Source organism: Haloferax mediterranei ATCC 33500, assembly GCF_000306765.2.
Classification (GTDB): Archaea; Halobacteriota; Halobacteria; order Halobacteriales; family Haloferacaceae; genus Haloferax; species Haloferax mediterranei.
In genome coordinates, this window is record NC_017941.2 from 1388318 (window position 1) to 1412545 (window position 24228).

Here is a 24228-nt window from a genome sequence, read left to right on the forward strand (position 1 = left end):
CACCAAAAAACGAGTGATTTCGAAAGTACAGACGCCTATCGGTTGTCTTCACCGCTGTCGTAGTGCTCGCCTGCCGCGGACGGGATATACGTGCGGCCGACGAATGCGAGGATGACGATGACCGTGATATACGGAATCGTCTGGATGAGCGAGTCGGGGAGCGTGTACCCCTGTACCTGCTGGAGACGAATCTGGACGGCGTCCAGCCCCGCAAAGAGGAACGACGCGCCGAACGCGCCGAGCGGGTTGTAGTTCCCGAAGAGGTACGCGACGATGGCGATGAACCCCTTGCCGTTGACCATCGTCTGGTTGGTGCCGATGAACTGGCCGAGACCGAGCGACAGCGCCGAGCCGCCGATACCGGAGAGGAACCCGGAGAGGAGCGCACCCGCGTAGCGGACGCGACTCACGTCGACACCGACGGTATCGAGCGCCTTCGGGTTCTCACCGGACGCGCGGATGTGGCGGCCGAACGCCGTCCGATTCAGGATGAACCACGACGCGGGAACCGCGACGAGCATCATGTACACCGCTGGTCCGGCGCTGAAGAGCGCGCCGAAGAACGGGATTTCGGAGAGCACGGGAATGGCCCACGTTCCGAGCGACGTGCCGAGGTTTTCGGTGTTGACGCCGCCGTAGTAGACGGTCGAAACGAACGGCGCGAGTCCGAGCGCGATGAGCCAGACGGCGAGACCGGCGATGATTTGGTCCGCCTTGTAGCGGATGCAGACCACGGCGAAAATCGCGGAGAACAGCACCGACACGAGAATGCCCGCGAAGAAGCCAATCCAGATGGCGGTGAGGCTGACGCCGACGACGGGGACGGTGAAGATGACGGTCCCCGGACCGATGACAGCCGTCGTGATAACCGCTGTAAACGCCGAGATGATGAGCAGCCCTTCCAGACCGATGTTGATGACGCCGGATTTCTCGGCGAAGATGCCGCCGAGCGCGGCAAACGTGATTGGAACCGAGAGTCGAAGCGCCGACGAGAGGGTACTGCGACTCGTGATGATGCCGAGGAGGCTCGCCCAGATACTGCTCGGGAAGAGCAGTCCGAGCAGGGCGATGAGCAAGAAGGCACCCACTGCACCGCCGACGAGCGTCGTTCTGTAGGACAGTTCCGCGTCGCGGAGTTGGTCGATTGTGGACGTACTCATTCGTCGTCACCTCCAGAAAGGTGTTCGCCGCCGTCCGTGGCCACGGCCTCGCGGTCCCGCTTGGGCGTGATGGAAGTGCCAATCATACGGAAGAACTCGGGCATGGCGACGAACAGGATGATGAGGCCGCGAAGGACGCCGACGAGTTGTTTCGGGACTCCCGTCTGGAACTGGACTGCGAGCGACCCGGACTTGAGCGTCCCGAACAGAAGCGCCGCCGGGATGACACCGAACGGGTTGTTCCCCGCGAGAATGGAGACGGTGATGCCGTCGAACCCAAGAGACGGAACGTCAGTGAGCCAGTTTCCGATGACCATGAGAACCCAGATAGCCCCGCCGATGCCGCCAAGCGCACCGGAAAGGAACATGCTGGTGACGGTCGTTCGCTTGGCGTCGACACCGCCGTATTCGGCGGCTTCTGGCTGTTCACCGCTCGTCCGCAGGTCGTAGCCGAACGACGTCCGTTCGAGCAGATACCAGACGGCGACAACCAGGGCGAGACCGAACACAAGCGCGAGAATCGAGAAGTCGCTGCCTTTCGGAAACGCCACCGGAAGGAGTGTCCCCCAGTCCGGAATCGGCGCTGTCTCGATGACCTGCGAGTCGGGGTTGCGGAAGAACTCGCTGACGAGCACCTTTGCGATGCCCGCCGCGATGAAGTTCAGCATGATGGTCGTGATGACCTCGTTCGCATCGGAGTAGGCCTTCAACGCACCCGGAATCGCGCCGTAGAGACCGCCGACTAACGCGCCCACGAGAACGGCGAGCGGAATCAGGATGATGCCACCAATGATGCCTGCCGGAAGGAACGGTGCAATGAAGACTGCGAACAGCGCCGTCGCGAGCCCACCGAGGACGAGTTGTCCTTGCGTCCCGATGTTAAACAGGCCTGCACGGAAGGCGACGGCCACCGAAAGCCCGGTGAAGATGAGAAGCGTCGTCTCCTTGAGCGTGAAGGCGAGACCGAAGTTAAGCGGGTTCCAGTTCGGGTTAAACAGCCCGGGACTGTCGAGAAGGAAGGGTTGGCCGAGCGCTCCGTTGAACAAGACGAGGTACACATCAACCGGGTCGTAACAGAAACCGACACCGAACAGTGTTGTCGCTGCCGTCTGACATGTGGCGACGCGTCCCGAAACGAGGACGATGGCCGCACCGATGAGCGTCGCCATGACGAGCGCGGCGAAACTAATGAGAATCCGTTCGGCCACCGAAGCGTCCGTGAGTCGCCGAAGGACGGTTTTTACCCCTCCTCTCGCACTCATTGAACGTCACCTACAGGAGTTTCCGTACTGGTTTCTACGGATTCGGGTCGTTCACCGGCCATAAGCAAGCCAATCTCTTCTTCGGTGGTGTTGCGTGGGTCTACGATATCCATGAGTTCGCCGTCGTGCATGACGCCGAGGCGGTCGGAGAGTCCCTGTACCTCGTCGAGTTTCGAGGAGACGAGGAGGACCGCCTTCCCCTGTCGTCGGAGGTCCAAGAGACGCTCGTGGATGAACTCCATCGCACCGATGTCCACACCGCGCGTCGGATGGGTGGCGACGACGAAGTCGGGTTCGCGCTCGAATTCGCGGCCGACGATGAACTTCTGCTGGTTGCCGCCCGAGAAGGACTCGGCGTCTGCGTCGGCGTGCGGTGGCCGCACGTCGTACTCGTCGATGATTCGCTCGGTGTGGCCGCGCGCGCCGGGCCAGTCAATCTGTCCGCCCGAGGAGAATTTCGGGTTGTGTTGACTACCGAGGATACTGTTCTGGACGAGGTCGAAGTCCATCACGAGTCCGCGCTCGTGGCGGTCTTCGGGGATATAGGCCATGCCGTCGTCGATTCGGGACCGGCGAGACGCACTGGTGATATCCCGTCCTTTGTAGGTGACTCGCCCGTCGGTCGGGGTTCGGAGGCCGGTGATCGCCTCGACAAGTTGTGACTGTCCGTTGCCGTCGACGCCGGCGATACCGAAGACTTCGCCCTCTCGAATATCGAACGAGACGTCGGAGACCGCCGGAATCCCGCGGTTGTCGTCCGCGTGGAGTCCGTCGACCGAGAGAATCTCGGTACCCGGCTCGTTCGGTTCGGCCTTCGGTTCGAGAAGGACTTCGCGACCGACCATTAGTTCAGCGAGTTCCTCGTTCGAGGTCTCGTCGGCCTTCACCGTCCCCACGTTCTTCCCGTTGCGGAGAACGGTGATGTCGTCGGCGGCGTGCATCGCCTCGCCGAGCTTGTGGCTGATGAAAATAATCGTCTTGCCCTGCGCTGTGAGTTCCTCGAAGACGTGGAACAGTTCTTCGACCTCCTGCGGCGTGAGAACCGCAGTCGGTTCGTCCAGAATGAGGATATCTGCACCGCGATAGAGTGCTTTCAGAATTTCGACGCGCTGTTGAACGCCGACACTTACGTCTTCGATAGTGTCGTCGGGGTTCACGTCGAATCCGTATCGGTTCGAGAGGTCGATGACCTCTTGGCGCGCGCGCTCCCGGTCGACGGTCGTTCCGAACCACTTTCGCGGTTCGTTGCCGAGGACGATGTTCTCGGCGACCGTCATGGGGTCGACCAGCATGAAGTGCTGGTGGATCATACCGATACCGGCGGCGATTGCATCCGCAGGGGAGTCGAAATCCCGCGGTTCATCATTAACGTAGACGGTCCCCTCTGTGGGTTCATAGAGCCCGTAGAGGATGTTCATCAACGTCGTCTTGCCGGCCCCGTTTTCTCCCAGAAGTGCGTGCACCGTGCCGCGCTCGACGGTCAGGTCCACGTCGTCGTTGGCTACGACGCCGGGGAACCGTTTGGTAATTTCGTCGAGATGAACAGCGGTGCTCATCTTAACCCATTTTTCGGGGGGGTTTGCTTAAACTCGTGGTATTCGAGTCGCCGCGGGAGTCGTCCACACGGTTTGTCGCGCCGATTTACGGGAGATTCGAATTGTTCACCAAATCATCATTTCCGCTGGTCGATACCCACAGAGCTTGTCGGAGGTGTCGGGTCGACTCACACCAGAGTTCAGGAGTCGAGATGGTGAACGCTCGGTGCAGTCGCTCCCTGTGAGACGCGTCGAAAGAAAACCGTGCGTCGTGTCGCCGCTTATTCGGTCGTCGTCGGGACTTCGATGTCGCCGGCGATGATGGACTCGCGGGACTTCGTGAGTTTATCCTTGACTTCCTGCGGAATCTCGGAGCCGAGTTCGTTACCGTAGACGGCGGCGATACCGTCTTCTTCGAGGCCGAGCGTCGTGACAGAGCCACCCTTGAACTCGTCGTTCACGACGTTTCCGACAGACGTGAAGACAGGCGTCTCGACGCGCTTGACCATCGATGCGAGGATAACGTCGGCGTATTTCGGCTCGGTCACGGACTGGTCGGAGTCGACACCGATTGCGAACTTACCCTTCTCCTCTGCGGCTTCGAAGACACCGAGACCGGTCGCACCCGCCGCGTGGTAGACGATGTCCGCACCCTTATCGTACATCGAGACGGCGATTTCCTTCCCCTTCGCGGAGTCGGAGAACGACCCGGCGTAGGCGACGTCGACCGTGATTTCCTCGTCAGCGTGCTTCACACCGGCTTCGTAGCCGGCCTGGAACTTCTTGATAAGCGGGGCGTCGACACCGCCGACGAAGCCAACGCGCTTCTTGTCGGGCGTCGTCTCGCCAGCGCCAGCAGCGAACTCCTGCGTCGTGAGCAGTCCGGCGAGATAGCCAACCTGGAAGGAGCCCTGTTCCTCACGGAACACGTAGCTTGCGACGTTGTCCAGCTCAGGAAGCTTGTCGTCGACGAGCATGAACTTCTGGTCCGGGAAGTTCGGTGCCGTCTCCTTCAGCGCGGACTTCTGTGCGAAGCCGATACACGAGACGAGGTCGTAGTCCGGACTCGTCGACTGCGCGAAGCGACGCTGGTACTGCGGGAACTCCTCGGACGCAGACGGCTGTGCTTCTTGGTACTCGATTCCGAGTTCCGTCTTCGCCTGCTCGATGCCCCGCTTTGCCGCGTCGTTGAACGACTTGTCGCCGAGGCCGCCGAGCGCGTAGACCATTCCGACGTTGGCCGCCGGAGCGGATCCATCGGTCGTCTGTGCGTCCGTCGTGGTTTTCTCGTCACTACCGTGTTCGGTCGTCGTGGTTTCGCCGCCCTCGCTTGGGCCGCCAGTACACCCTGCGAGACCCGTAATGCCCGCAATCCCTGCCGCTTTAACAAAAGAGCGTCTGTCCATATCTATGGTCACCTATTGAGATAGCGGCTCCGAAAATTGCATAAAGGTGTCGTTTCGGAGTTCAAAGCCATCAGATGTCCGAACTCAACCACCAGAATGACAAATGAATTCAATTTGTTCCGTGGTGACAGCGACCGGGAAGGGCAGAATGTTCCGATAGCGCAAGATTGCGGTGACGGCGTCCTGCAGGACCGGAAACGGCCCAGCCTATGCGTGTTCGATTTCTGCTTCGACGACGGTCGTCACCTCGTCGACGAGCGCATCCACGTCGTCGGCCTCCGCGTAGACGCGGATGTATGGTTCGGTCCCCGAGGGCCGGACGAGCGTCCACGATGCGTCGGCGAACTCCAGTCGGACGCCGTACTCGGTGTCGACGGACTCGGGGTCCATCGCGTCCGGGAGCGACGTTTCGAGTGCTGCCATCGCGACCGCCTTCTTTTCGTCGGGGCAGGAAACGCTAACCTTGCGGTAGGGGCGCTCCGTGACCGGCTCACGCAGTCCGTCCATGCCGGACTCGGCCGCGAGGCGGGCAATGAGTGCCGCGGAGGCGACGCCGTCAATCCAGCCGCCGAGAGACGGATGGATGTGCTTCCACGGTTCGGCCGCGAACACCACGTCGCCACCGTCGGCACGGGCGCTGGCGATACCCTCGTGGAGTGCGCCGAGGCGGACGCGCTCAACCCGGCCGCCCGCTTCGCGGACGCGCTCGTCGATGCGCCCGGATGCGTTCGGCGTCGTGACGATAACGGGGTCAGAAACGTCGGAAACCCGAACGTAGTGCTCGGCGACGATGGCGATAATCGTGTCCTCGTGGACGATTTCGCCCTCGTCGTCGATGATGACGATGCGGTCGGAGTCGCCGTCGTGACCGATACCGAAGTCGAAGTCGCCCTCAGCGACGAACGCTCGAAGGTCCATCAGTGTCTCGGGCGTCGGCTTCGATTCGCGACCGGGGAAGTGGCCGTCGATTTGCGCGTTCAGCGTGACGACGTGAGCGCCGAGGTCGCGGAGTACCTGCGGCGTGCCGAGTGCGGACATGCCGTTTCCGCAGTCGACGGCGACGCGAAGACCGTCGAGGTCCGAGCCATGCTCGGAGGCGAAGTCGACGATAGTTTCGCGGTAGTCGTCGAGGACGCCGCTCGTTCCACGTGCGCCCCAATGGTCCCACTCGACAGGGTTCGCACTGGACTCGACGCGAGTTTCGATGCCTCGTTCGAGGTCACGGTCGTACTCCTCGCCGTCGACGAACATCTTGATACCGTTGTCGGTCGGCGGGTTGTGCGAGGCGGTGAGCATGATGCCGCGGCGGCCCTGCGAGGCGAACGCGAGCGCCGGCGTCGGAACGACGCCCACGCGGGTCACGTCTGCACCGGCCGAGAGCAGTCCGGCCTCGACTGCGGCGGCGAGTCCCTGCCCGCTCGTTCGTCCGTCGCGGCCGACGACGAACTCGGCCGAACTGTCCGATTCGAGTGCGGCGAGACCGGCGGCGCGGCCGACGTCGAGGGCGAGTTCCGGTGTCACTCGCTCCGTCACGCTGCCGCGAATACCGGCGGTGCCGAAGAGTTCCATAGTCCAGCGTTGGGAGGGTCGCACTTAGATGCTGACGGTTTGCGGGATGCGTGAGAGGCGAGCGCACGGCCGACTCGACGCTCCCGCGGCCAGTTCTGTGAGACGTCACGCCTTTGCTGCCGGACGACGAATCGTCGGCGCATGAGCGAGAGCACGCGAACGCGCGCACACGTGTACGTGTCCGGTCACGTTCAGGGCGTGTACTACCGAGCGACGACCCGCGACACCGCCCGTGACCTCGGCGTCGACGGGTGGGTGAAGAACCTCTCTGACGGCCGCGTCGAAGCCGTTTTCGAAGGGCCGCGCGACGATGTGGAGTCCATGGTCCAGTGGTGCCACGACGGGAGTCCGATGGCCAGCGTCGACGAGGTTGACGTGACCTACGAGTCACCAGAGGGAGTAACGGGATTCCGAATCGAGCGGTGAGTTCCGGATAATCGCGTCTCGTGTCGTACCATCGGTAACATCAGTGAGACGGCCAAATCGTTCAAGAGGCGGTCAATGAGATGTGGCCGCATGAACTTCCGGAGCGACACGCGCGCAATCGGCGTCGCAAAGCTGTTTTTCACCCTCGTCACGAGCGTCGGTCTCGGTCTCTCGATGGGAACCTCGTTTCTCATCGTCCGCGGACCGTTTCTCGGCGGTCCCACGCTCGACCCGTTCCCGATGATGGGCGCGCTGGCCGTCTTCATCGTCGGTATCGTCGTCTTGACGTGGGGAACGACGCGACTCTTCGGCGTGGGGAGCGGCGCGTAGTTCGCCCCGACCGTGAAATGGGGTGCGTAGTTCGGCGACGGAGCTTCAGGCGTGCTGGTCGACGCCGAGTTCGGCCATCGCGCGGATGACGACGTGTGCTTCGACGAGGTCGCGCTGTTCGACCATCGGGTTGTCCGCGTTGCCAACGACCTCGTGGGCCTCGGCAAGCAGTTGCTGTTCCTGTTCGGTCTGGTCCGGTTCGTCGCGGGTGCTGTTCAACAGTGCCTCGAAATCCTCGCGGATGCTGAAGTCGGCGCGCGCAACGTTACAGCGCGAAAGCGGATGTGTATCGAGGTCGAGAACCAACGCTGAAACGAGTTCCCAGTCGCTCTCACAGAACTGAAGCGTCACGTCGCCGACGATGTCGCGCCACGCGATGGGTGCGGCGTTCTGCATCAGTGTCACTGCCCGCGGCGGGACAGCGATTCGAGTGACTGTCTTCGGGTCGTCGCAGAGACAGCACGGTTGGTCCGTCCTGCCGGTGTACATACGCGGGGTTAGGAGAGGGGGAAGATGTACCTTCGGGCTAGAAGAGACGATGTTTGGGTGCGGGGACAGTCTGAAGAGACTCTCAGCTACGAGTGGCGAAACGAAAGGGTTCGAATCCGGGGCAGGGATGTCGAACCCCCAAGAGGCACAGGGGCGCGACCAACTGATTGGCTGGCACTGAAGCACGCGTTGGGCTGGCTGAATGTTCTGTGGCTGCGACAGCGGCCACGCCATATTATTAATTGTAAACCATAGATAAAAATCTTCGTTCTAGTGGACTACCAAACACTATATCCGACTATATAATTCTGTATTTCAAAATCTAGGCCCCATTATGGCTAGAATGCCAATACCATTTAGTCCCGGCGCGCAGAGGATAGCCACCGCCACTGACCACAGCTTCGTTGTGATACGAATTCTGGATGGAAGGTGAGACCCGAAAGGGAGACTTACGAATCGAGTGCCATAGTCGTCAACTGCTGGCAGGTCTCTCGAAGGTCGCTGATGACGGTGTCGAACTCCACGTCGAGAGAGACGAGGAGTTTTACTTCGTCATCGAGCGGAATCCGGACAACGAGGGTCTCCTCGATTGCGAACGCGACGAGGTCGGGTGCACCGATGGACAACTCAGCTAATGGTTCGTCGAGTGCTTCTTCGTTCGTGAGTGTCGAGACGAGCGTCTTCATCGTCTCTTCGTCGTAGCGGTCTGCAAGCGAAGGCGAGAAGAACCGAACCCACGTCTGGACGGGTTCACACCAGACGACCGCGCGAAGCGAATCGCCGTACGACAACTCCAGTTCCTCGATTAGCTCGGGAGACGGGAAGTTACCGGGGTCGACGACGGTAACCTCCGCTTCTTGGTCGAGTGCGACCCGTTCGTACGCGAGTTCACCGAGGTCGGTCAGTCCATACAATCGACCTTTCTGCTGGGACTCAGGGACCAGTAGTTCAACGATTTCTCGCTCTCGAAGCTCCGAGAGCGCACGAGACACGTGTGGTTGCGCGAGGTTAGTCTCCGCCGCGATTCGCGACGGAAGCCCAGAGCCGTGCTCCGAAAGGTACCGACACACTGCCCGGCGGTACCGAGAGCTCGCAATGTAGCCTGCGGAGTCCCAGGCGTCAGTCATAGCTGGGAATCACCGTGGATGTTCTTCACCATCATTGACACGTTCTAGGGAGATATGCAATGCCTAGCTGGGTATATCTTTCGAGCGTGAACAATATTACCACAGTTGTATCATGTTTAAGTCCCCTACACTGATGGCCTGAGTGGGTCGAAAACGCACCGCACCGTGGTGAAGACGACAGGAGTGTCTGGTCTACTCCAATTGTGTGTTTCTCAATATACTTAAGCGGAGGGTCTGGAGTTCGCTCGTCAGCACTTAGAGAGGAGGAAGTGAAGCAACTAACCTACGACGAACCAAAGACACCAGCACACAGAACGTATCTCTCTGGGAGAGAACTAATCGTCCTTCCAGATTATTCCCTCGACCGTCGCGCCCAACACGGCCTCACCGTTCGCCTTCTCGCACACGACGTCAGACGTGAATTCGTAGCGGTCGTCCCGTTCGACGACCGTGTCGTACGTCGACGAACAGGTAATCGGCTCGCCGGTGTAGACCGGTTGCAGAAATTCGAACTCCATCGTCCGGGCTAACACTTCGTTGTCACCGCCCAACTTCGTGGGAAGCGTTGCCGTCAACAACCCTTGGACCATCACTCGTCCGTCCGCATCCGGTTCGGTATGTCGGGGCTGTGCGTCTCCGGAGAGCTCTGCAAATTGCTGGACATCTTCGACCGTGAACGTTCGCTCGTACGTTTGCGTCTCGCCCTCGACTGGTTGATTCATCTGAATCTCTACTCCATATCACGTGACCCGGTGTAGTAAAACTGTAGTATAATGTAAACGTTAAACAGTGGTAATTATATCGGATGTCCACGGCGGCCCGTCGGAAGCGAACGCGAGTCCGTCGACCGAGTCAGTCTCGGTTGCACAGAGTACCGGGAAGCTTTATCTCAGGGTCTTTTGTCTGTCCGTGTGATGAGCGACGTGTCGTTGTCGAACCTACTCTCGTTTCTCGAAACTGACGACGTAGCGACCGTCGTCGAACGAGTCCGGGCAGCACGTGACGGGAGAACCAAGCGGAGTAAACGCGACGGTCGGATGTTTCTCTTTGCGGCCCCCGCGGGCGAACAACAACCGACCGAAGTTATCTGGGTCGACGTCGAAGCGGCGTTCGACCAACAGACCGTCGAGGCGTTTGCCGAGCGCTGTGAAGGGCGGGGTATCGAGGGAACACTTCTGACCACGGGCGACGAAGAACGTGCCCGAGAGACGCTTGCATTCACCTTTGCGACCGAAGAGCAACTCGAAGAACCAGGGGATACACCCGAAGAGCCGGAACTCCTCGTCGACCCAGAGGAGGTTGACGTACCAATCACCTTGGAGACACTGGACGACCTCGTAGCAGCACTCGAAGAGACCGACCTCGCCGACGAAGTCATCGACGAGTACCACGAACCACACGAACCGGAGTTCGAGGACATCCTCAACGAAATCGACGAAGAAGAAGCCGAGCAGGCGGCAACCGATGCTGAACAGGAATCCGGGTCGGGGTCCGGACTCATTTTCGTTCTTCTCGTCGTCCTTGTCGGTATCGCCGCCGTCGCACTGTTTCTGTTCGGTCCGTTCTGAACCGGGTCAGTTCGTTCTCTTCGTTTCAGCCTATTTAGAGTCTTTTTACCCCGTCTGAGCCTGTTCACCTGTTCAGCCCTGTTTGTTCTTCGCGGACGTTGCTAGCCGGTCGATTCGGCGGAGCGCGGCCACACAGACCACCACATAGGGACCGGCGAGTGGTGGAATCTCGAATGCAACCTCACACCGGTCGATACCAACCGCTTCGACTCGGTGGCCCGTCGCTGGAATTCCGGCGACCCGCCACGTCCATCGGTGGTCGTTGCACGTTTCGATAGTAAACGGAATCCAGATGCCACCGACGCGGACCTCGCCACGACTCCCCGCTTCGATTTTCCCGTCGACACCGCGAACCGCCGAGACACTCGGTCCCCACTCGGGCCAGTCCTCAACGGAGACCAGCATATCCCAGACAATCGACTCGGGCGCTGAAACCTCCCGACTAACGACTAAGCGTCGCCCATCCACGGTCCGCTCGAAGTGGGGCCTTATCGCACCTATGTTGTCTCCCACATATCCTAATATGCTAATAAGTCGTAATATAATATCCCCGAAAGCCTTATGCCTCAACCATGGTAGTCAGTAGCAAGGACATGAAGCACACAGACACCCGACCGAAACCGACGATGCGAGACGTTAGCCACACACCACCGATGGGAGAGAGCGTCACGAACGTCTGGGAACGCGGCAACGAGGCTGAATCAAGCGAAACATAACAGAGCAGAAAGAATCGACTGCAAAGTAACAGAGCAGAAGGGATTCGCAAACACGAAGTACCGACCACAATCCACCACCATCACCACCTTCTCACCTCCCGCTGGAGACGGGAGCGCAGGCAGCCGTCCTACCCCATGCCTGCTATTGCGACCGACCGTGTTGGCCCAGTCACTGGCTGACACGCCCGTTTTGATTTGCAGCAGCGTAGCCGTCACCTATCGGGACGTTTAACCCCGAGTCCGACGGGCGTTCGAATATGAAGGCGACCGCCAAGGCCCACCCAATCCAGGGCCTCGTGAAGTACCACGGGATGCGAGACCCTGAGATTCGACTGCCGTATCACGACAGCATCAGCGTCTGTACGGCACCGAGCCACACGAAGACGACTGTCGAATTCCTCCCCGACGCCGACGAGGACGTGTACGTCATCGGCGGTGAGGAGGTCGAAGGCCGCGGCGCAGAGCGTATCCGCGACGTGGTCGAACACGTTCGCGACCTCGCCGACTTCGACCACCGCGTCCGCCTCGAAAGTGAGAACTCCTTCCCGTCGAACATCGGATTCGGTTCGTCGTCGTCCGGGTTCGCCGCCGCGGCGATGGCACTCGCCGAGGCTGCCGACCTCGACCTGACGCGTCCGGAGATTTCGACCATCGCCCGCCGTGGGTCGTCCTCAGCCGCCCGCGCGGTTACGGGTGCCTTCTCGCACCTCTATTCGGGCATGAACGACACCGACTGCCGCTCCGAGCGCATCGAGACCGACCTCGAAGACGACCTTCGAATCGTCGCCGCGCACGTGCCCGCGTACAAGGAAACCGAGCAGGCCCACGCTGAGGCCGCCGACAGCCACATGTTCCAGGCCCGGATGGCCCACATGCATAAGCAAATCGACGACATGCGCGACGCGCTCTACGAGGCCGACTTCGACGCCGCCTTCGAACTCGCCGAGCACGACTCGCTTTCGCTCGCCGCGACGACGATGACCGGACCCGCCGGGTGGGTCTATTGGCAACCGCGCACCATCGCCGTGTTCAACGCCATCCGCGAACTCCGCGCGGAAGAAGACATCCCGGCCTACTTCTCGACTGACACGGGAGCCAGCGTCTACATCAACACGACAACTGAGTACGTCGACCGTGTCGAGAAAGTCGTCGCCGACTGCAACGTCGAGACCGACGTGTGGGAAGTCGGCGGTCCCGCCGAAATTCTCGACGAGTCGGACGCGCTGTTCTAAGCGCGCTCTCGCCGTCACCCTCTTTTCACTTGCGTCCGAGGTGATAGCCATGCGTGTCCTGGTTCTCGGTGCCGGGTACGCGGGCCTCACGCTCGCTCGCGAACTCGAACGCCGACTCCCCGCCGACGCCGACCTGACCGTGGTGAACGACTCGCCGTATCACCTCGTCCAGCACGAAGTCCACCGCGTAGTTCGGCACCCCTCCGTCGCCGACGCGATTCAGGTCCCGCTGGACGAAGCACTTCAGCGCGCCGAAATCATCGTCGACCGCGTGGAGCATGTCGACCACGACGCTCGCGCCGTCGCCCTCGCTGGCGGTGAGACGCTCGACTACGACTACTGCGCCGTCTGTCTCGGCGCGGAGACCGCCTACTACGACATCCCCGGCCTCGAATCTCACTCGGTCCCGCTCAAGCGACTCGACCACGCCAAGGACATCCGCGCCCGCTTTTTCGACGACTGCGACGAGGGCGGCACCATCGTCGTCGGTGGGGCCGGTCTCTCGGGCGTCCAAGTTGCGGGCGAACTCGCTGCCCTTCGAGACGAGGAAGACGCCCGCACCGATATCGTTCTCATCGAACAGATGGATACCGTCGCGCCGACGTTCCCCGAGAACTTCCAGCGAGCAGTTCGTGATGAACTGCTCGATAGGGGCGTCGACGTTCGGACCGAGACGGCGGTCCAATCGGTCACCGAGACGACCGTCACAACCGACACCGGGTACCTCGACTACGACATGCTCGTCTGGACCGGTGGCATCACCGGCAACGGTGCGATGGCTGGTGAGCGGCCCCCCGTCAGAGCGGACCTCCGACTGGACAAGCAAACTTTCGTCGTCGGTGACGCCGCCCGTATTGTGGACGCCGACGGCGAACCCGTTCCGGCAAGCGCATCTGCGGCCCTCCGCGAGGCGAAAGTCGCCGCGAAGAACATCGCCGCACTGGTCGACTACGATGACTGCGGCGACGAGAACGACTTCCCTCCGCGACCCGAGCCGTACCGGTTCGAAGTCCCCGGTTGGATTGTCTCCGTCGGTGACGGCACAGTGGCGCAGGTCGGCCCGAGTATCTTCCGTGGCAGCGCCGCGAAGGCGATGAAAACGACAGTCGGAGCGGGACATCTCACTTCGGTAGGGGCCGTATCGCAGGCGGTCGACCTCGTCGAAGAGGAGTTGAACCCCTGAGATTCGTTGTGAACCGAACGGTGTAATCAAAAATCGCTGTTCACACCCAGATTGGGCGTTCGAGTGTCTGTTTATACGGCCATTTACTTCCGAACCTATCTTCGATGCTACCTACTCCGAATCCATCATCGTCATCCTCGTCATCTATCCCGAATCCATCATCGTCATCCTCGTCACCCACCCCAAATCCGTCGTCGTCATCGTCACCCACCCCAAATCCATCATCGTCATCCTCGTCACCCACCCCAAATCCGTCGTCGTCATCGTCATCATCTATCCCGAATCCATCGTCGCTGTCTTCACTCTTCTCTTGGTCCTCTTCGTCCGCTTCATTCTCTTCGTCCGCTTCATCTCTCCCATCCTCATGTTCGGCTTCAGGACCCTCGAAGTCGGGCGATTTGACCTCTGATTCAAGGCGGAAAACCGTACCAGATGACCCGTCGACGCGGACTTCAGCATCACCCGTGAAGTTACCGCCGGTAAGTTCGAACTCGAACTCGTAGTAACCGGAATTGTCGTGGTCGTTCCCTTCGAGAAGTGACCAAGAACCATTTGATGGCGACCTGAGTTCGTTGCGGGCCATGTCGAGCGCGGCGGACTCGTTGATGGAGAAGGTAGTGTCGTTGTCGCGTTCGCGTTCAATCTCACGAGACGTTTCACCACCTTCGCTCTCGACGCTGATGGAAACCCCCTGGGTTGTCTCGATCTCAATTGTACCCGTGGCCAGGCCGGTAAAGTGCTTCAACAGCGCCTCCGTACCGCTCCCAGTCACGGTATCGAGTTCGTCATCAATGGTCTGGAGCTGAACGTCGTCGAAGCCAGCGGTCGACAAACTCTCGTTGGAGACGTTTTTCGAACGGGTTTTGAGTTGCTCAACGCTCCGAAGAAGATGTCCACTCCGCGCGTTGAGCGTTGCAATTCGTTGGGCATACTCCGAGCGGGTCAACTCACCGGATTCGTAGGCCTCGGTTGCTTCTTCGTAGCTATCGAGAATCTCTTCGGCACGCGCTTCGAGTTCTTCGGCCCGGTCAGCGATGACTACTGCTCGGTCAGCGTCCCTACCGGACGCAACCCGAACCTCGAACGCGCTTTCTTCCATTTCCGTTCGGACCTCGCTGTCCGTCTGGGAAACGATAGTCGTGAGTTGTTGGCCCACTGTGACCCTGATAGTTTGGTTCGCCGCGGAGTCATTGCCGGACGAGACAGTGGTCGTGTTATTCGCTGCGTACCAACCGTCAGTGTCGACAGTAAACGCTACCGGGGTCGAGACAGTATTCGCTGCCCCGCTTGCCGCTGCTACGGGTGTGGCGACACCCAGCACCAGAGTACAGGCGAGCAGTACCGGGAGCAGTTTTCGCATCATATTTGTTTCCACTCTCGTCGGAGATATCATAAACCAGAATTACCGTGAGTACAGTTTTCGGTGAATTTCAAACTGTTTCAAATCGTTTCAGATTGTTGTACTTCGGAAATTCACACGTATCATAGGTTATAGCCTTCAATTACCCGTTCGAAAAGACATATCAAGAAAGATACTTAGAGATGTGAGACAGTCCACGCGGTTTATATATCGTACACTGCTACCCAGAGTCGTCTAGATGAATCGTCCCTCTGTGCGCACTATCCTCGTCAGTCTCATCGTCTTTAGTCTCGTCGGCGGAGCGCTCAGTGCTACCGGTGTGGCCACTGCACAGGTAGTTTCCATACCGACAGCAGCCACACAACCACAACCCAACATCGATACGACCGTTCTCAGAGTCACAGTCCACGAGAACACCTCTGCGACCTGGACACTCCAGGTCCGAACGCGACTCAAAACGAAACAGGACCTCACGGAGTATCGAGCGTTCCAATCGCAGTTCGAAAACGACACAAACAGTTTCCTCGGCCCGTTCGCAGCGCGAATCAATGGGACCGTTGATGCTGCGGAGCAAGCAACCGGTCGGGAAATGGACGCGACAGACTTCGCCGCGTCGACGAGCATCCAATCGCTGCCCCGGAAGTGGGGGGTAGTCACATACCAATTCCGATGGTGTAACTTTTCGACGCTCCGAGACGAGCAACTCGTCGTCGGTGATGTCTTCCAAAGCGGCCTGTTCATCGCTGAGAACGACACGCTCGAAGTGGTTTCACCTCCCGGCTACCGAATCAACTCAGTCAACCCACGTGCAACACAACGTGACGACGGCATTGTCTCATGGGATGGCCCCGAATCGTTTGCCAACGGACAACCACTCGTTGTCTTCGAGCCACGTGAATCAAATACGAATGCGACGAATACGACGAATACGACGAATACGACGAATACGACGAATACGACACCAGTAACAGAACCGAGCCGTGTAGCCAGTAACTGGCAGGTCGTTGGTGGTCTCGCGGTCGTCGGCGTGCTGTTCGTATTCGTGATCAGCACTCGATGGCGTAACTTGGAGGGTTCCAGTGGGGGAGTAGAAACAAGTGCTGATATCGGTGACGGGGCTGTCGGCGGACCCAACAGTGGATACGTCGACAGCAGCCCAGCCCAGATTGACGACGGTGGCGTCGATGACGCTGGCAACGGTAATAGCGCCGATGATGACGACGATTCCACCGATGGGGACACTAGTACTGACGACGGTAGGAAACAGACGAGGGATGGCACAGAACAGACGAAGAGCGGCCCAACATCCAAGTCAGTAGACCAGCATCCGACTGGGACCGAACCATCCGCAAAGAAGCAGCCAATCTTGACCGACGAAGACCACGTTCGGAAGGTCGTCAAAGATGCTGGTGGTCGAATCCGACAGAAGGACATAGTGACGGAACTCGAGTGGTCGAAATCGAAGGTGTCTCGGGTGCTCTCGCGCATGGAGGACGACGGGTTGGTAAAGAAACTCCGACTCGGGCGCGAGAACATCGTCGAACTCGTCTCAGAGTCTGACGAAGAATCGTAGGCTCCGTAGTAGGTGACTGGCGCGGCGATTCCATCTTTTCTCTATTTTTCCATTACACAAGTTTTGAGTTGTTTATAGTGTCAAAAACATTATTGGTGAAGTGTGTGACCATCAATCATGGACTACAACCTCTCAGACGAACAGCGAGCCATCCGAGACGAAGTCCGGCGGTTCGCGGAGAACGAGATTGCACCCGTCGCGGGCGAGTACGACGAGGAAGAGAAGTATCCCTACGAAATCGTCCAGAAGGCGGCCGAGATGGGGCTGACGGGCGCACACTTCCCCGTCGAGTACGGCGGCGTCGGTTACTCGTCATTCGAGAACGCGTTGGTCACAGAAGAGTTGTTCGCGGTCGACCCCGGTATCGGTCTCTGCATCACGAGCGCCGGATTCGGCGCGGAAGCCATCATCAACTTCGGGACTGAAGACCAGAAAGAGCGCTTCCTGCCTCCCATCGTCGACGGCGAGTCAGTCATGGGTACGGCAATCAGCGAACCACAGGCAGGGTCCGACGTAACGTCCGTCCGAACCACCGCCGAGAAAGACGGCGACGAGTGGGTCATCAACGGCAACAAGATGTGGATTACCAACGGGACCGTCGGTGATTACTTCGTCGTCATGTGCCAGACCGACCCCGACGCGGACGACCGGTACTCGGGATTCTCGCAAATCATCGTCGAAGCGGATAGAGACGGTTTCTCGGCCGACAAAATCACTGGAAAGATGGGGATTCGCGCCAGCGACACCGCCGAACTCATCTTCGACGATGTTCGCGTGCCCGAAGAGAATCTCGTCGGAACCCGCGGGATGGGCTTTCTCCAACTCATGCAGTTCTTCGATGAGACGCGGACCGCCGTTGCTGCGCAGGCGGTCGGTATCGCCAAGGGTGCCTGCGAGCAGGCACTCGACTACGCCAAAGAACGGGAGCAGTTCGGTCGCTCCATCAGCGACTTTCAGGCTGTTCAGCACAAACTCGCCGAGATGCACACCGCCACCGAGGCGGCCCGGCAGTTGACGTACAAGTCCGCATGGAGCGTCGACAACGACGAAGGCCAGTTGACCGCGCTGGCGTCGATGGCCAAAGAGTTCGCTTCTAACGTCGCAACCGACGTGGCCGACGAAGCCGTCCAGATTCACGGCGGGGCCGGGTTCGTCAACGACCACGACGTGGAACGACTCTACCGCGACGCGAAAATCACGCAGATATACGAAGGGACGTCGGAGATTCAAAAGAACGTTATCGCCCGTGAACTGCTCGGGAAGGGCATCTAACAGCCCAACAGGCGGTTCCCCGACCGCACTTCCGAGTTCGGGATGACCGTTTTATTCTTCGCTCTCGTAATTCAGGAGTGGCACCTTTCGACGCGATACTGTTCGACCTCGATGGGACGCTCTGTACAAACGACCAATGCGGCGAGACCATCTACAACGGAGCGTTCGCCGCTGCTGACATCGAGCGCTTCGGTGACCCCGCCGACCTCTGGGCAGCGCTCGACGGCCCGCCGGACCCTGACAACCCTGAAGCGCACCTCACAGCAAGCTTCGAGCGGGTGGCAGCGCAGTACGGCCGCGAGTCGGTCGATGCGACGGCGCTCGCCCGTGGGTTCCTCGAAACAGTCGACCACACAGCCGTCTCGTTCTTGCCGGGTGCTAAGGCGGCGCTTTCGGCGGCCCGCGCCCGGTCACACGTCGGCCTCGTCACTAACGGGCCGGAACGCCGCCAGTCGGTCAAACTCGATGCACTCGGTATCGACGACGCGTTCGACGTGGTCGTCTTCGCCGGTGACATGCCGCGGCGAAAACCGCATCCGGACCCCTTCGACCGGGCACTCGACGCACTTGATGTCGGTCCCGCCGTGAGTCTCTACGTCGGCAATTCGCTGGAGTTCGATGTCGGCGGCGCACAGCGCGCCGGCCTCGATGCCGCGTGGTGCCCGGACGACACTGGAACCGACCTCGACCCGGGAGCCTACACTCCCGAGTACGTCCTGCAGTCACTCCACGAGTTCACCGATATTCTCGATACCCATTCTGATGTTCGCCGATAGCGGGATGGGAATCATCCAACGTTCGGTTGACACGAACTACTAATTCGGAGTGCGTGTTACTACCCGGCATGGTCCGAGAAGATGGCAAACGCAACTTCGTTCTCGTGGAGGACGACGGCGAAGAGACGAGCGTGTTCAGCGGTAAGTATCCCCGACAGGCAGCGTTGAAGGCCGCCCGTCGACTCCCCGCCGCACCGAGCCTCGAGGATGTGGATGGGAAAGCGACGATTCGACTTCGTGAGCGAGGGACCGACAAGGTGCACGTCTACGAAGGCTGGGCGTGGATTGAAGAGAAAGACGACGACGCACCCGACTGGATGGACGACGAAGTCACCCGGGCGAACGTCTCGAAACAGCGTATCGAGCACATCGAGTCGTAGGTGGTTGGTGCCGAGGCTGCCGACTTTTGTGTGGTGGCGTGGAGAGTGTGGGGTCGGGTCATTCTGGTTTTTGTGCGCTGATGTCTTGTCGTCGTTTGTTCAATCGCACGACATAATGAGATATGTGACAAAAAGACACTATCTGAATCACGGGTTTAAAATGCCTTATCAAACCGATAATAATCTACGCAGGAATTCGTCTCGGAGTCGGACATGCGTAAAATAGTCATGGTACTCGCCATCACCGGAGTCATTGTCGCCGGGACGGTGGCCGGTGCTGTTACTGCCACAGCCCAAGAACCAGGAACACAACCAATCACTGATTGTACGACAATCACCTCACCGGGCGTCTACACGTTAGGGAAGGACATCACGAACACCACCGCCGACACGTGCATCCAGATCGAAACCAGCGATGTCGTGTTGAATGGTGGAAACCACACCCTGATCGGCGACGGTGACGGGATTGCGGTCGACGCGACTGCAACCGAGGAGCGTGCCCAAGATGCCTACGAGAACGTTACGGTCCGTTCGCTCAACGCCGAGTCTTGGGAGACCGGGATTTCCTTCGTCAACACGCGGAATGCCACGGCGACGAACGTCGCTATCGCTGATTCGGTTGTGGGTGTTCAAATCGGGTCGGCCGAGTCACGACTCGGGTACGTGACGGCGGCACATCGCTCCACCGTCAGTAACGCAACACTCAGCAACGTCGACAGCGGCGTTCTCGTGGTTAAGTCGAACAACGCTACCGTCGTGGACAATACGCTCACCGACTACAGCGATACCGGCGTCCACTTCAATGTCGCCAGCAACTCCTCCGTCCACGGGAACGAGATTACCGACCCCAACGGCTCAGCGGGGACTGCGATTTCTCTCAGCGTCACGGCCCAAGAATACGGGGGCGGGGTCGACAACAACGTCGTCGCGTCGAACCGAATCGTGAACGGAACGATTAGCGTCAATCCCGATCAGTCACAATCCACCGGAAACCGGATCATCCGGAACGAGATCACGAACGGAAGTATTGCCGTCAGTTGGAGTCGAGGTGGCCACACACTCGTTGCGGACAACCGGCTTACGAACAGCGACGTCAGCGTAGAAGTGTCTACAAACGTCACCGTCGAGGACAACGTACTTACAAACCCCAACGAGGCACCTGAAGAGAGCATCTATCTCAGCGATGCGGGGTTGAATACCGTCCAAGACAACACGGTTATCGGCGCACAGACCGGTATCCTGCTCGATGCCGTCGCACAAGAGAACGCGATTGTGGACAACAAAGTTATCAATAGTGAGTCAGGAATCGAACTCGACGGAGACTCGGTGAACAACACAGTTGCCGAGAACACGCTTATCAACAACGGGAACGGCATTGTGGTCTCCCTTGTAAATACGTTCTCCGAGGGGACGAACGATGTCCGCAAAAACAATATCGTGAACAATGAAAACGGTCTCCTCGTGAAGGCAACGGACCGACCGCTTATCGTCGAGTCCAACAGCCTCAGAGCCAACACGAACGGTATCCTCATCCAGAAAACTATCACTTGTTCGCCCGATGCTGAGGGGGCCGAACTCGTCTCGGTACACGGCAATGTCATCGCCGGTAGTGGAGCCTACGGTGTGCTGAACGAGAACCAAGACATACTGAATGCCACAGGGAACTTTTGGGGCGCGAGAGACGGACCGTCGAGCGCGGACGACGAGATACCCGGTGACCCTGTGACGGGAACACTGGCAAACGGAAGCGGCACAGCCGTCTCGGAGGACTCAGGTCACGCCGGACAGTCGAACGTCCAGTTCGACTCGTGGCTCCAGCAGCCCCCCGAAGACGCGGAGAGAAGTAACGAAACGGCGTCATAACCGTCATAACCGCAGCGCTGTCCCGCGTCCTCAGTTTTCTTTGAACGGCCTCTAAGCGGACGGCAAGAGTAGGAGCGGACGACGAGTGTCGGTTTGTTCATCCACGGATTCGACAGAGGAGAATCCCGGGTTCCGGAACTGGGGATTCCTTCATGCGGTCGTCGGGCGAGAACAGGACCACCAAATATGATATATCAATTATGCGTAAGTGAGCGCGTCGTATGAATTTATGAGAAGGGAATAACTCTGCACAGAAGATGGCTGATGACCCGACTCCGCTCCGGTTTCGGACATACCCCTGGTTTCCCGTGCTCACTGTGGGAACGCTCCTCTTCTTGAGCATCCTCTCTGCTACCGGGACCGATTTAGGGGTGTTTGTAATCCTCCAGTTTTTCTTGCTCATGGGGCTATACGTCTCCGCCCTCCTCGGTATCCACGGAATACTCCGAGATATCGGTTCACTCAACGCGGTAGAGGCGGAGTGGCAACCGTCGTGGCCGCGGTATATCGCTGCGATCCTCGGCATCGCTGCGGGGGTGACGCTTATTACGGTCTTCCCGCCGGTACCGCTCCCAGAAGACAAGCCCCTCGGATTGCTTGGTCTCCTCGGCCTCGGTATCGTGTCGATCACGCTCGCGAGCGGCCCCGTTTGTCTGGTCTATCTGCTCATTCGGTGGCGACGAGTCGGCCTAAATTACTTAAAGTAGTAGGAACGTCGAATGGTAGATATGACTACCGTGATACCCACCTTCATTGGTATCGGACTGCTGATATTCTACTGCGGTGCTTTCGAGTGGTTCGCGCCGGAATATCACCGTCTCCCCTGGGTTGATCCACCGGACGGCGCAGGAGAGGTAACGCATAGCGGTCTGGAAGTGGTCGCCGGTGCGGGTTGCGTGTTCGTGATGTATCTGGCTGGTATTTGGTTCCTATTTGGCTGGATTCCGGTCTTCGATCGACTCGAGATGGTTCTTGTCCAGTTGTTATCCGCATTTGGACTGTGAGAGGGGTTCTGGGTATGACAGATTCAAATACTTCTCACTCTCCGCAGATGATCTGCAGACAGTGAGTTCCCACTACTGTGACGGAATTGTTGGTGCTCTACTCGGTCGTGACCGTCGTGTGGGTGTGAACCATCGTTGCGCGGTGGGTACCCGACCCGACTTGGAAGTGAATCGTGTGTTCGCCGGGTTCGTACTCGTCACCTAACTGTTCTGCGAGATCGAGACTGCCACTCGTCGAGCCATCGCCGAAGTGGATGTGGCGTGCGTCGCTCGGAATGACGTCGCCGACCGGGACGTGGTCGGTGTCGATGAGCGCGTGGAGATGACCAGCGTTCGAGTTGATTCCGTTACTGGACGGTTCGATGGTGTAGTTCTCGGCGGTGATGTCCCACTCGACGACGCTACCGTCGACACTCGTATCGAGGCTGAGGCTGGCCTCGTCACGAACGGTAACCTCGACAGTCTCGACTAGGTCCATCGCCTTGTGCTTACCGTCGCCGACCTGCAGATGGAGCGTGTGTTCGCCCGGTTCGAGTTCGAGAACACCATCCTCCTGACCAGTTCCGTAGTGGATGTGTGAGTCGTCGCTAGGGATAACCTCACCCGGAGTCACGGGTTCGGTGTCGACCAGGATGTGATAGTGGCCGGCACCTTCGTTGACCGCACCGGCTTCCTCGATGGTGACGCCGTCCGCGGTGGCTTTCCACTGTACGTACGTGCTGGTGAGTTCCGCCCCCGCGGACGGCACCTCGAACGAGACGCTGGCGTCGGAGCTGACGCCGTTCATGTACGTATCGGAGTCAGCAGTCGTGGTCACTGCTTCAGACTCCGTCGCGGTTTCTTGTTTCGTAGTCGTTTCGTTGGATTCGGTCTCGGTCCCATCTGATGGGGCACCGGTACAACCGGCGAGGCCGACAGCGACTGCACTTGCAATCGTTCCGACGAACGCCCGTCTCGAAACGTTGTTTCGCATAGACATTTTTTACGTTGATGCTGGTATGTCATCAAACTATAATTTTGCGATTGTCGATGAGTATCTGGATAGCTAACACGGAACGGGGATTGATAGCATCGAATAGGATAGTTTTTGTCGCACAGGGAGGCGTGCGCGATGGTGGTCAGACAGATCTGAAAGTATCGTGGTAATCTCTCGGGGTGCTAACCACTCAAAGAACTGACTAGTCGTATTACTGGCGTCCGACCTTACAACCGGACACCGTATTGGTTCTCGAACTTCTTCTTAAGCATAACGTAGGCGAAAACACTTCCAACGATGGCCGTCCCGAAGGCGATAAGCAAGAGAATATCTTCGAAGATGGTGAGGCTCACGCCCATGATGACGACGAAGTAAACGGAGGGCGCACCGTAAAGGAGGGCCTTGAGTAGGGATTCGGAGACGTCCTGTTGCTCTGAAGTATCCATACACAGTCGCCACACTCGGCCTATAAATTCACAATGTCAATCTGATAGTATATAGATGATAATTCATCCGACACAAGTCGGGCTTTGGTTCCCAATTGTGTACTATATGCTAGGTTTTTGGGGTCGTTCCGGTAGGGCGTTCCCCAGTTGGGGGTGCTTCTCGTCTACTCCCTTGTTCTCAATGATTGCCTACCCGACGTGTTTCCGGAAGATGAGGTCACGAGCGTTCCCTCCGTTTGCGTACTCGCCCGCTTCGTCCCTCGATTTGCCCTGCGTCGAGTGGATGAACCAGACTGACGACCAGGTACTGGAGCTTTTAGACGAATCTGACCTGATTCTCTTGCCTGCTGTCGTTGTGATGAATCTCGATTACACTCGGAACTGGGGTTCTCGCCGAATGAGCAAACTCAACGATGCCGGGGTGATTGAAGAGGTCGAGCGAGGGTACTACCGGATTTCTTCGAAGGGTCGCGCCTATCTTACCGGGGAGATCGACGCAGTCGAGTTAGAGAACAGCGAGTGAGGTAGCACCCATTTCCCTTACCCGTAAAGGGGGCGGGTGGATGGGTGGGTGA

Annotated in this window: 26 protein-coding genes; 14 read left to right on the top strand and 12 right to left on the bottom strand. The window is 59.0% G+C overall.

Going from position 1 to position 24228, the window contains the following annotated elements; genetic code table 11:
• Window positions 1–35: 35 nt before the first annotated feature.
• From HFX_RS07210 to HFX_RS07230, 5 genes are all read right to left on the bottom strand, one after another.
• Window positions 36–1160, bottom strand: coding sequence for an ABC transporter permease (locus HFX_RS07210; protein ID WP_004056981.1), 1125 nt, complete (start codon window positions 1158–1160; stop codon window positions 36–38).
• Window positions 1157–2422: an ABC transporter permease gene (locus HFX_RS07215; protein WP_004056980.1), complete on the bottom strand. Its 1266-nt coding sequence runs from the start codon at window positions 2420–2422 to the stop codon at window positions 1157–1159. The genes HFX_RS07210 and HFX_RS07215 overlap by 4 nt, the downstream gene beginning before the upstream one ends.
• On the bottom strand, window positions 2419–3978 hold the full coding sequence (locus tag HFX_RS07220; protein WP_004056979.1) for an ABC transporter ATP-binding protein: 1560 nt from the start codon (window positions 3976–3978) through the stop codon (window positions 2419–2421). The genes HFX_RS07215 and HFX_RS07220 overlap by 4 nt, the downstream gene beginning before the upstream one ends.
• Before the next feature lie 260 nt (window positions 3979–4238).
• The gene (locus HFX_RS07225) at window positions 4239–5363 is read right to left on the bottom strand and encodes a BMP family lipoprotein (RefSeq protein WP_004056978.1); all 1125 of its coding nucleotides are present in this window, start codon (window positions 5361–5363) and stop codon (window positions 4239–4241) included.
• A 207-nt stretch (window positions 5364–5570) separates the two neighbouring features.
• The gene (locus HFX_RS07230) at window positions 5571–6932 is read right to left on the bottom strand and encodes a phosphopentomutase/phosphoglucosamine mutase (RefSeq protein ID WP_004056977.1); all 1362 of its coding nucleotides are present in this window, start codon (window positions 6930–6932) and stop codon (window positions 5571–5573) included.
• Window positions 6933–7073: 141 nt separating this feature from the next.
• Here HFX_RS07230 and HFX_RS07235 point away from each other — a divergent pair, with 141 nt between their 5' ends.
• Together HFX_RS07235 and HFX_RS07240 are read left to right on the top strand one after the other, a co-directional pair.
• Complete coding sequence (locus tag HFX_RS07235; RefSeq protein ID WP_004056976.1) at window positions 7074–7358, top strand: acylphosphatase; 285 nt, start codon at window positions 7074–7076, stop codon at window positions 7356–7358.
• Between the two features lie 90 nt (window positions 7359–7448).
• Window positions 7449–7688 (top strand): hypothetical protein, encoded by a 240-nt coding sequence (locus HFX_RS07240; RefSeq protein ID WP_004056975.1) that lies wholly within the window; start codon window positions 7449–7451, stop codon window positions 7686–7688.
• Window positions 7689–7733: 45 nt separating this feature from the next.
• Here HFX_RS07240 and HFX_RS07245 read toward each other — a convergent pair whose 3' ends face one another.
• The 3 genes from HFX_RS07245 to HFX_RS07255 form a co-directional block, all read right to left on the bottom strand.
• Window positions 7734–8177: a hypothetical protein gene (locus HFX_RS07245; protein ID WP_004056974.1), complete on the bottom strand. Its 444-nt coding sequence runs from the start codon at window positions 8175–8177 to the stop codon at window positions 7734–7736.
• 449 nt (window positions 8178–8626) lie between these two features.
• On the bottom strand, window positions 8627–9304 hold the full coding sequence (locus HFX_RS07250; RefSeq protein WP_004056973.1) for a winged helix-turn-helix domain-containing protein: 678 nt from the start codon (window positions 9302–9304) through the stop codon (window positions 8627–8629).
• Between the two features lie 335 nt (window positions 9305–9639).
• Window positions 9640–10026 (bottom strand): hotdog family protein, encoded by a 387-nt coding sequence (locus tag HFX_RS07255; protein WP_004056972.1) that lies wholly within the window; start codon window positions 10024–10026, stop codon window positions 9640–9642.
• Between the two features lie 192 nt (window positions 10027–10218).
• Between HFX_RS07255 and HFX_RS07260 the strand changes: the two genes are divergently transcribed.
• Window positions 10219–10872, top strand: coding sequence for a hypothetical protein (locus tag HFX_RS07260; protein ID WP_004056971.1), 654 nt, complete (start codon window positions 10219–10221; stop codon window positions 10870–10872).
• 72 nt (window positions 10873–10944) lie between these two features.
• Here the strand turns inward: HFX_RS07260 and HFX_RS07265 are convergent, their stop codons facing one another.
• Window positions 10945–11277, bottom strand: a complete 333-nt coding sequence (locus HFX_RS07265; protein ID WP_004056970.1) for an SRPBCC family protein — start codon at window positions 11275–11277, stop codon at window positions 10945–10947.
• A gap of 188 nt (window positions 11278–11465) precedes the next feature.
• Here HFX_RS07265 and HFX_RS20480 point away from each other — a divergent pair, with 188 nt between their 5' ends.
• The 3 genes from HFX_RS20480 (at window position 11466) to HFX_RS07275 (ending at window position 14003) form a co-directional block, all read left to right on the top strand.
• Window positions 11466–11588 (top strand): hypothetical protein, encoded by a 123-nt coding sequence (locus HFX_RS20480; protein WP_269321953.1) that lies wholly within the window; start codon window positions 11466–11468, stop codon window positions 11586–11588.
• A 257-nt stretch (window positions 11589–11845) separates the two neighbouring features.
• Window positions 11846–12820 carry a phosphomevalonate decarboxylase MvaD gene (mvaD, locus tag HFX_RS07270; RefSeq protein ID WP_004056968.1) on the top strand — a complete coding sequence of 325 codons (975 nt, stop codon included), beginning with the start codon at window positions 11846–11848 and terminating at the stop codon, window positions 12818–12820.
• Window positions 12821–12869: 49 nt separating this feature from the next.
• Entirely contained in the window at window positions 12870–14003 is a 1134-nt protein-coding gene (locus tag HFX_RS07275; RefSeq protein WP_004056967.1) for an NAD(P)/FAD-dependent oxidoreductase, read from the top strand.
• Window positions 14004–14043: 40 nt separating this feature from the next.
• Here HFX_RS07275 and HFX_RS07280 read toward each other — a convergent pair whose 3' ends face one another.
• Entirely contained in the window at window positions 14044–15366 is a 1323-nt protein-coding gene (locus tag HFX_RS07280) for a DUF7096 domain-containing protein (protein WP_004056966.1), read from the bottom strand.
• A gap of 235 nt (window positions 15367–15601) precedes the next feature.
• Here HFX_RS07280 and HFX_RS07285 point away from each other — a divergent pair, with 235 nt between their 5' ends.
• The 7 genes from HFX_RS07285 to HFX_RS07315 all read left to right on the top strand — a co-directional run bounded on the left by HFX_RS07285 (window position 15602) and on the right by HFX_RS07315 (window position 22231).
• Window positions 15602–16936 (top strand): helix-turn-helix transcriptional regulator, encoded by a 1335-nt coding sequence (locus HFX_RS07285; protein ID WP_004056965.1) that lies wholly within the window; start codon window positions 15602–15604, stop codon window positions 16934–16936.
• Window positions 16937–17053: 117 nt separating this feature from the next.
• On the top strand, window positions 17054–18208 hold the full coding sequence (locus HFX_RS07290; protein ID WP_004056964.1) for an acyl-CoA dehydrogenase family protein: 1155 nt from the start codon (window positions 17054–17056) through the stop codon (window positions 18206–18208).
• A 77-nt stretch (window positions 18209–18285) separates the two neighbouring features.
• Window positions 18286–18984: an HAD family hydrolase gene (locus tag HFX_RS07295; protein WP_004056963.1), complete on the top strand. Its 699-nt coding sequence runs from the start codon at window positions 18286–18288 to the stop codon at window positions 18982–18984.
• 68 nt (window positions 18985–19052) lie between these two features.
• Window positions 19053–19364 (top strand): non-histone chromosomal MC1 family protein, encoded by a 312-nt coding sequence (locus tag HFX_RS07300; protein ID WP_004056962.1) that lies wholly within the window; start codon window positions 19053–19055, stop codon window positions 19362–19364.
• Window positions 19365–19577: 213 nt separating this feature from the next.
• Window positions 19578–21227, top strand: coding sequence for a right-handed parallel beta-helix repeat-containing protein (locus HFX_RS07305; RefSeq protein WP_231512892.1), 1650 nt, complete (start codon window positions 19578–19580; stop codon window positions 21225–21227).
• 257 nt (window positions 21228–21484) lie between these two features.
• On the top strand, window positions 21485–21934 hold the full coding sequence (locus HFX_RS07310) for a hypothetical protein (protein ID WP_004056960.1): 450 nt from the start codon (window positions 21485–21487) through the stop codon (window positions 21932–21934).
• A 21-nt stretch (window positions 21935–21955) separates the two neighbouring features.
• Window positions 21956–22231, top strand: a complete 276-nt coding sequence (locus tag HFX_RS07315; RefSeq protein ID WP_004056959.1) for a hypothetical protein — start codon at window positions 21956–21958, stop codon at window positions 22229–22231.
• A 97-nt stretch (window positions 22232–22328) separates the two neighbouring features.
• Here HFX_RS07315 and HFX_RS07320 read toward each other — a convergent pair whose 3' ends face one another.
• Both HFX_RS07320 and HFX_RS07325 read right to left on the bottom strand, forming a co-directional pair.
• Window positions 22329–23204 (bottom strand): DUF4399 domain-containing protein, encoded by an 876-nt coding sequence (locus tag HFX_RS07320; protein ID WP_004056958.1) that lies wholly within the window; start codon window positions 23202–23204, stop codon window positions 22329–22331.
• A 230-nt stretch (window positions 23205–23434) separates the two neighbouring features.
• A complete protein-coding gene (locus HFX_RS07325; protein WP_004056957.1) occupies window positions 23435–23653 on the bottom strand; it encodes a hypothetical protein in 219 nt (72 codons plus the stop codon).
• Window positions 23654–23864: 211 nt separating this feature from the next.
• On the opposite strand from HFX_RS07325, the gene HFX_RS07330 reads away from it, so the two are divergent.
• The gene (locus HFX_RS07330; RefSeq protein WP_231512891.1) at window positions 23865–24176 is read left to right on the top strand and encodes a MarR family transcriptional regulator; all 312 of its coding nucleotides are present in this window, start codon (window positions 23865–23867) and stop codon (window positions 24174–24176) included.
• Window positions 24177–24228 lie beyond the last annotated feature (52 nt).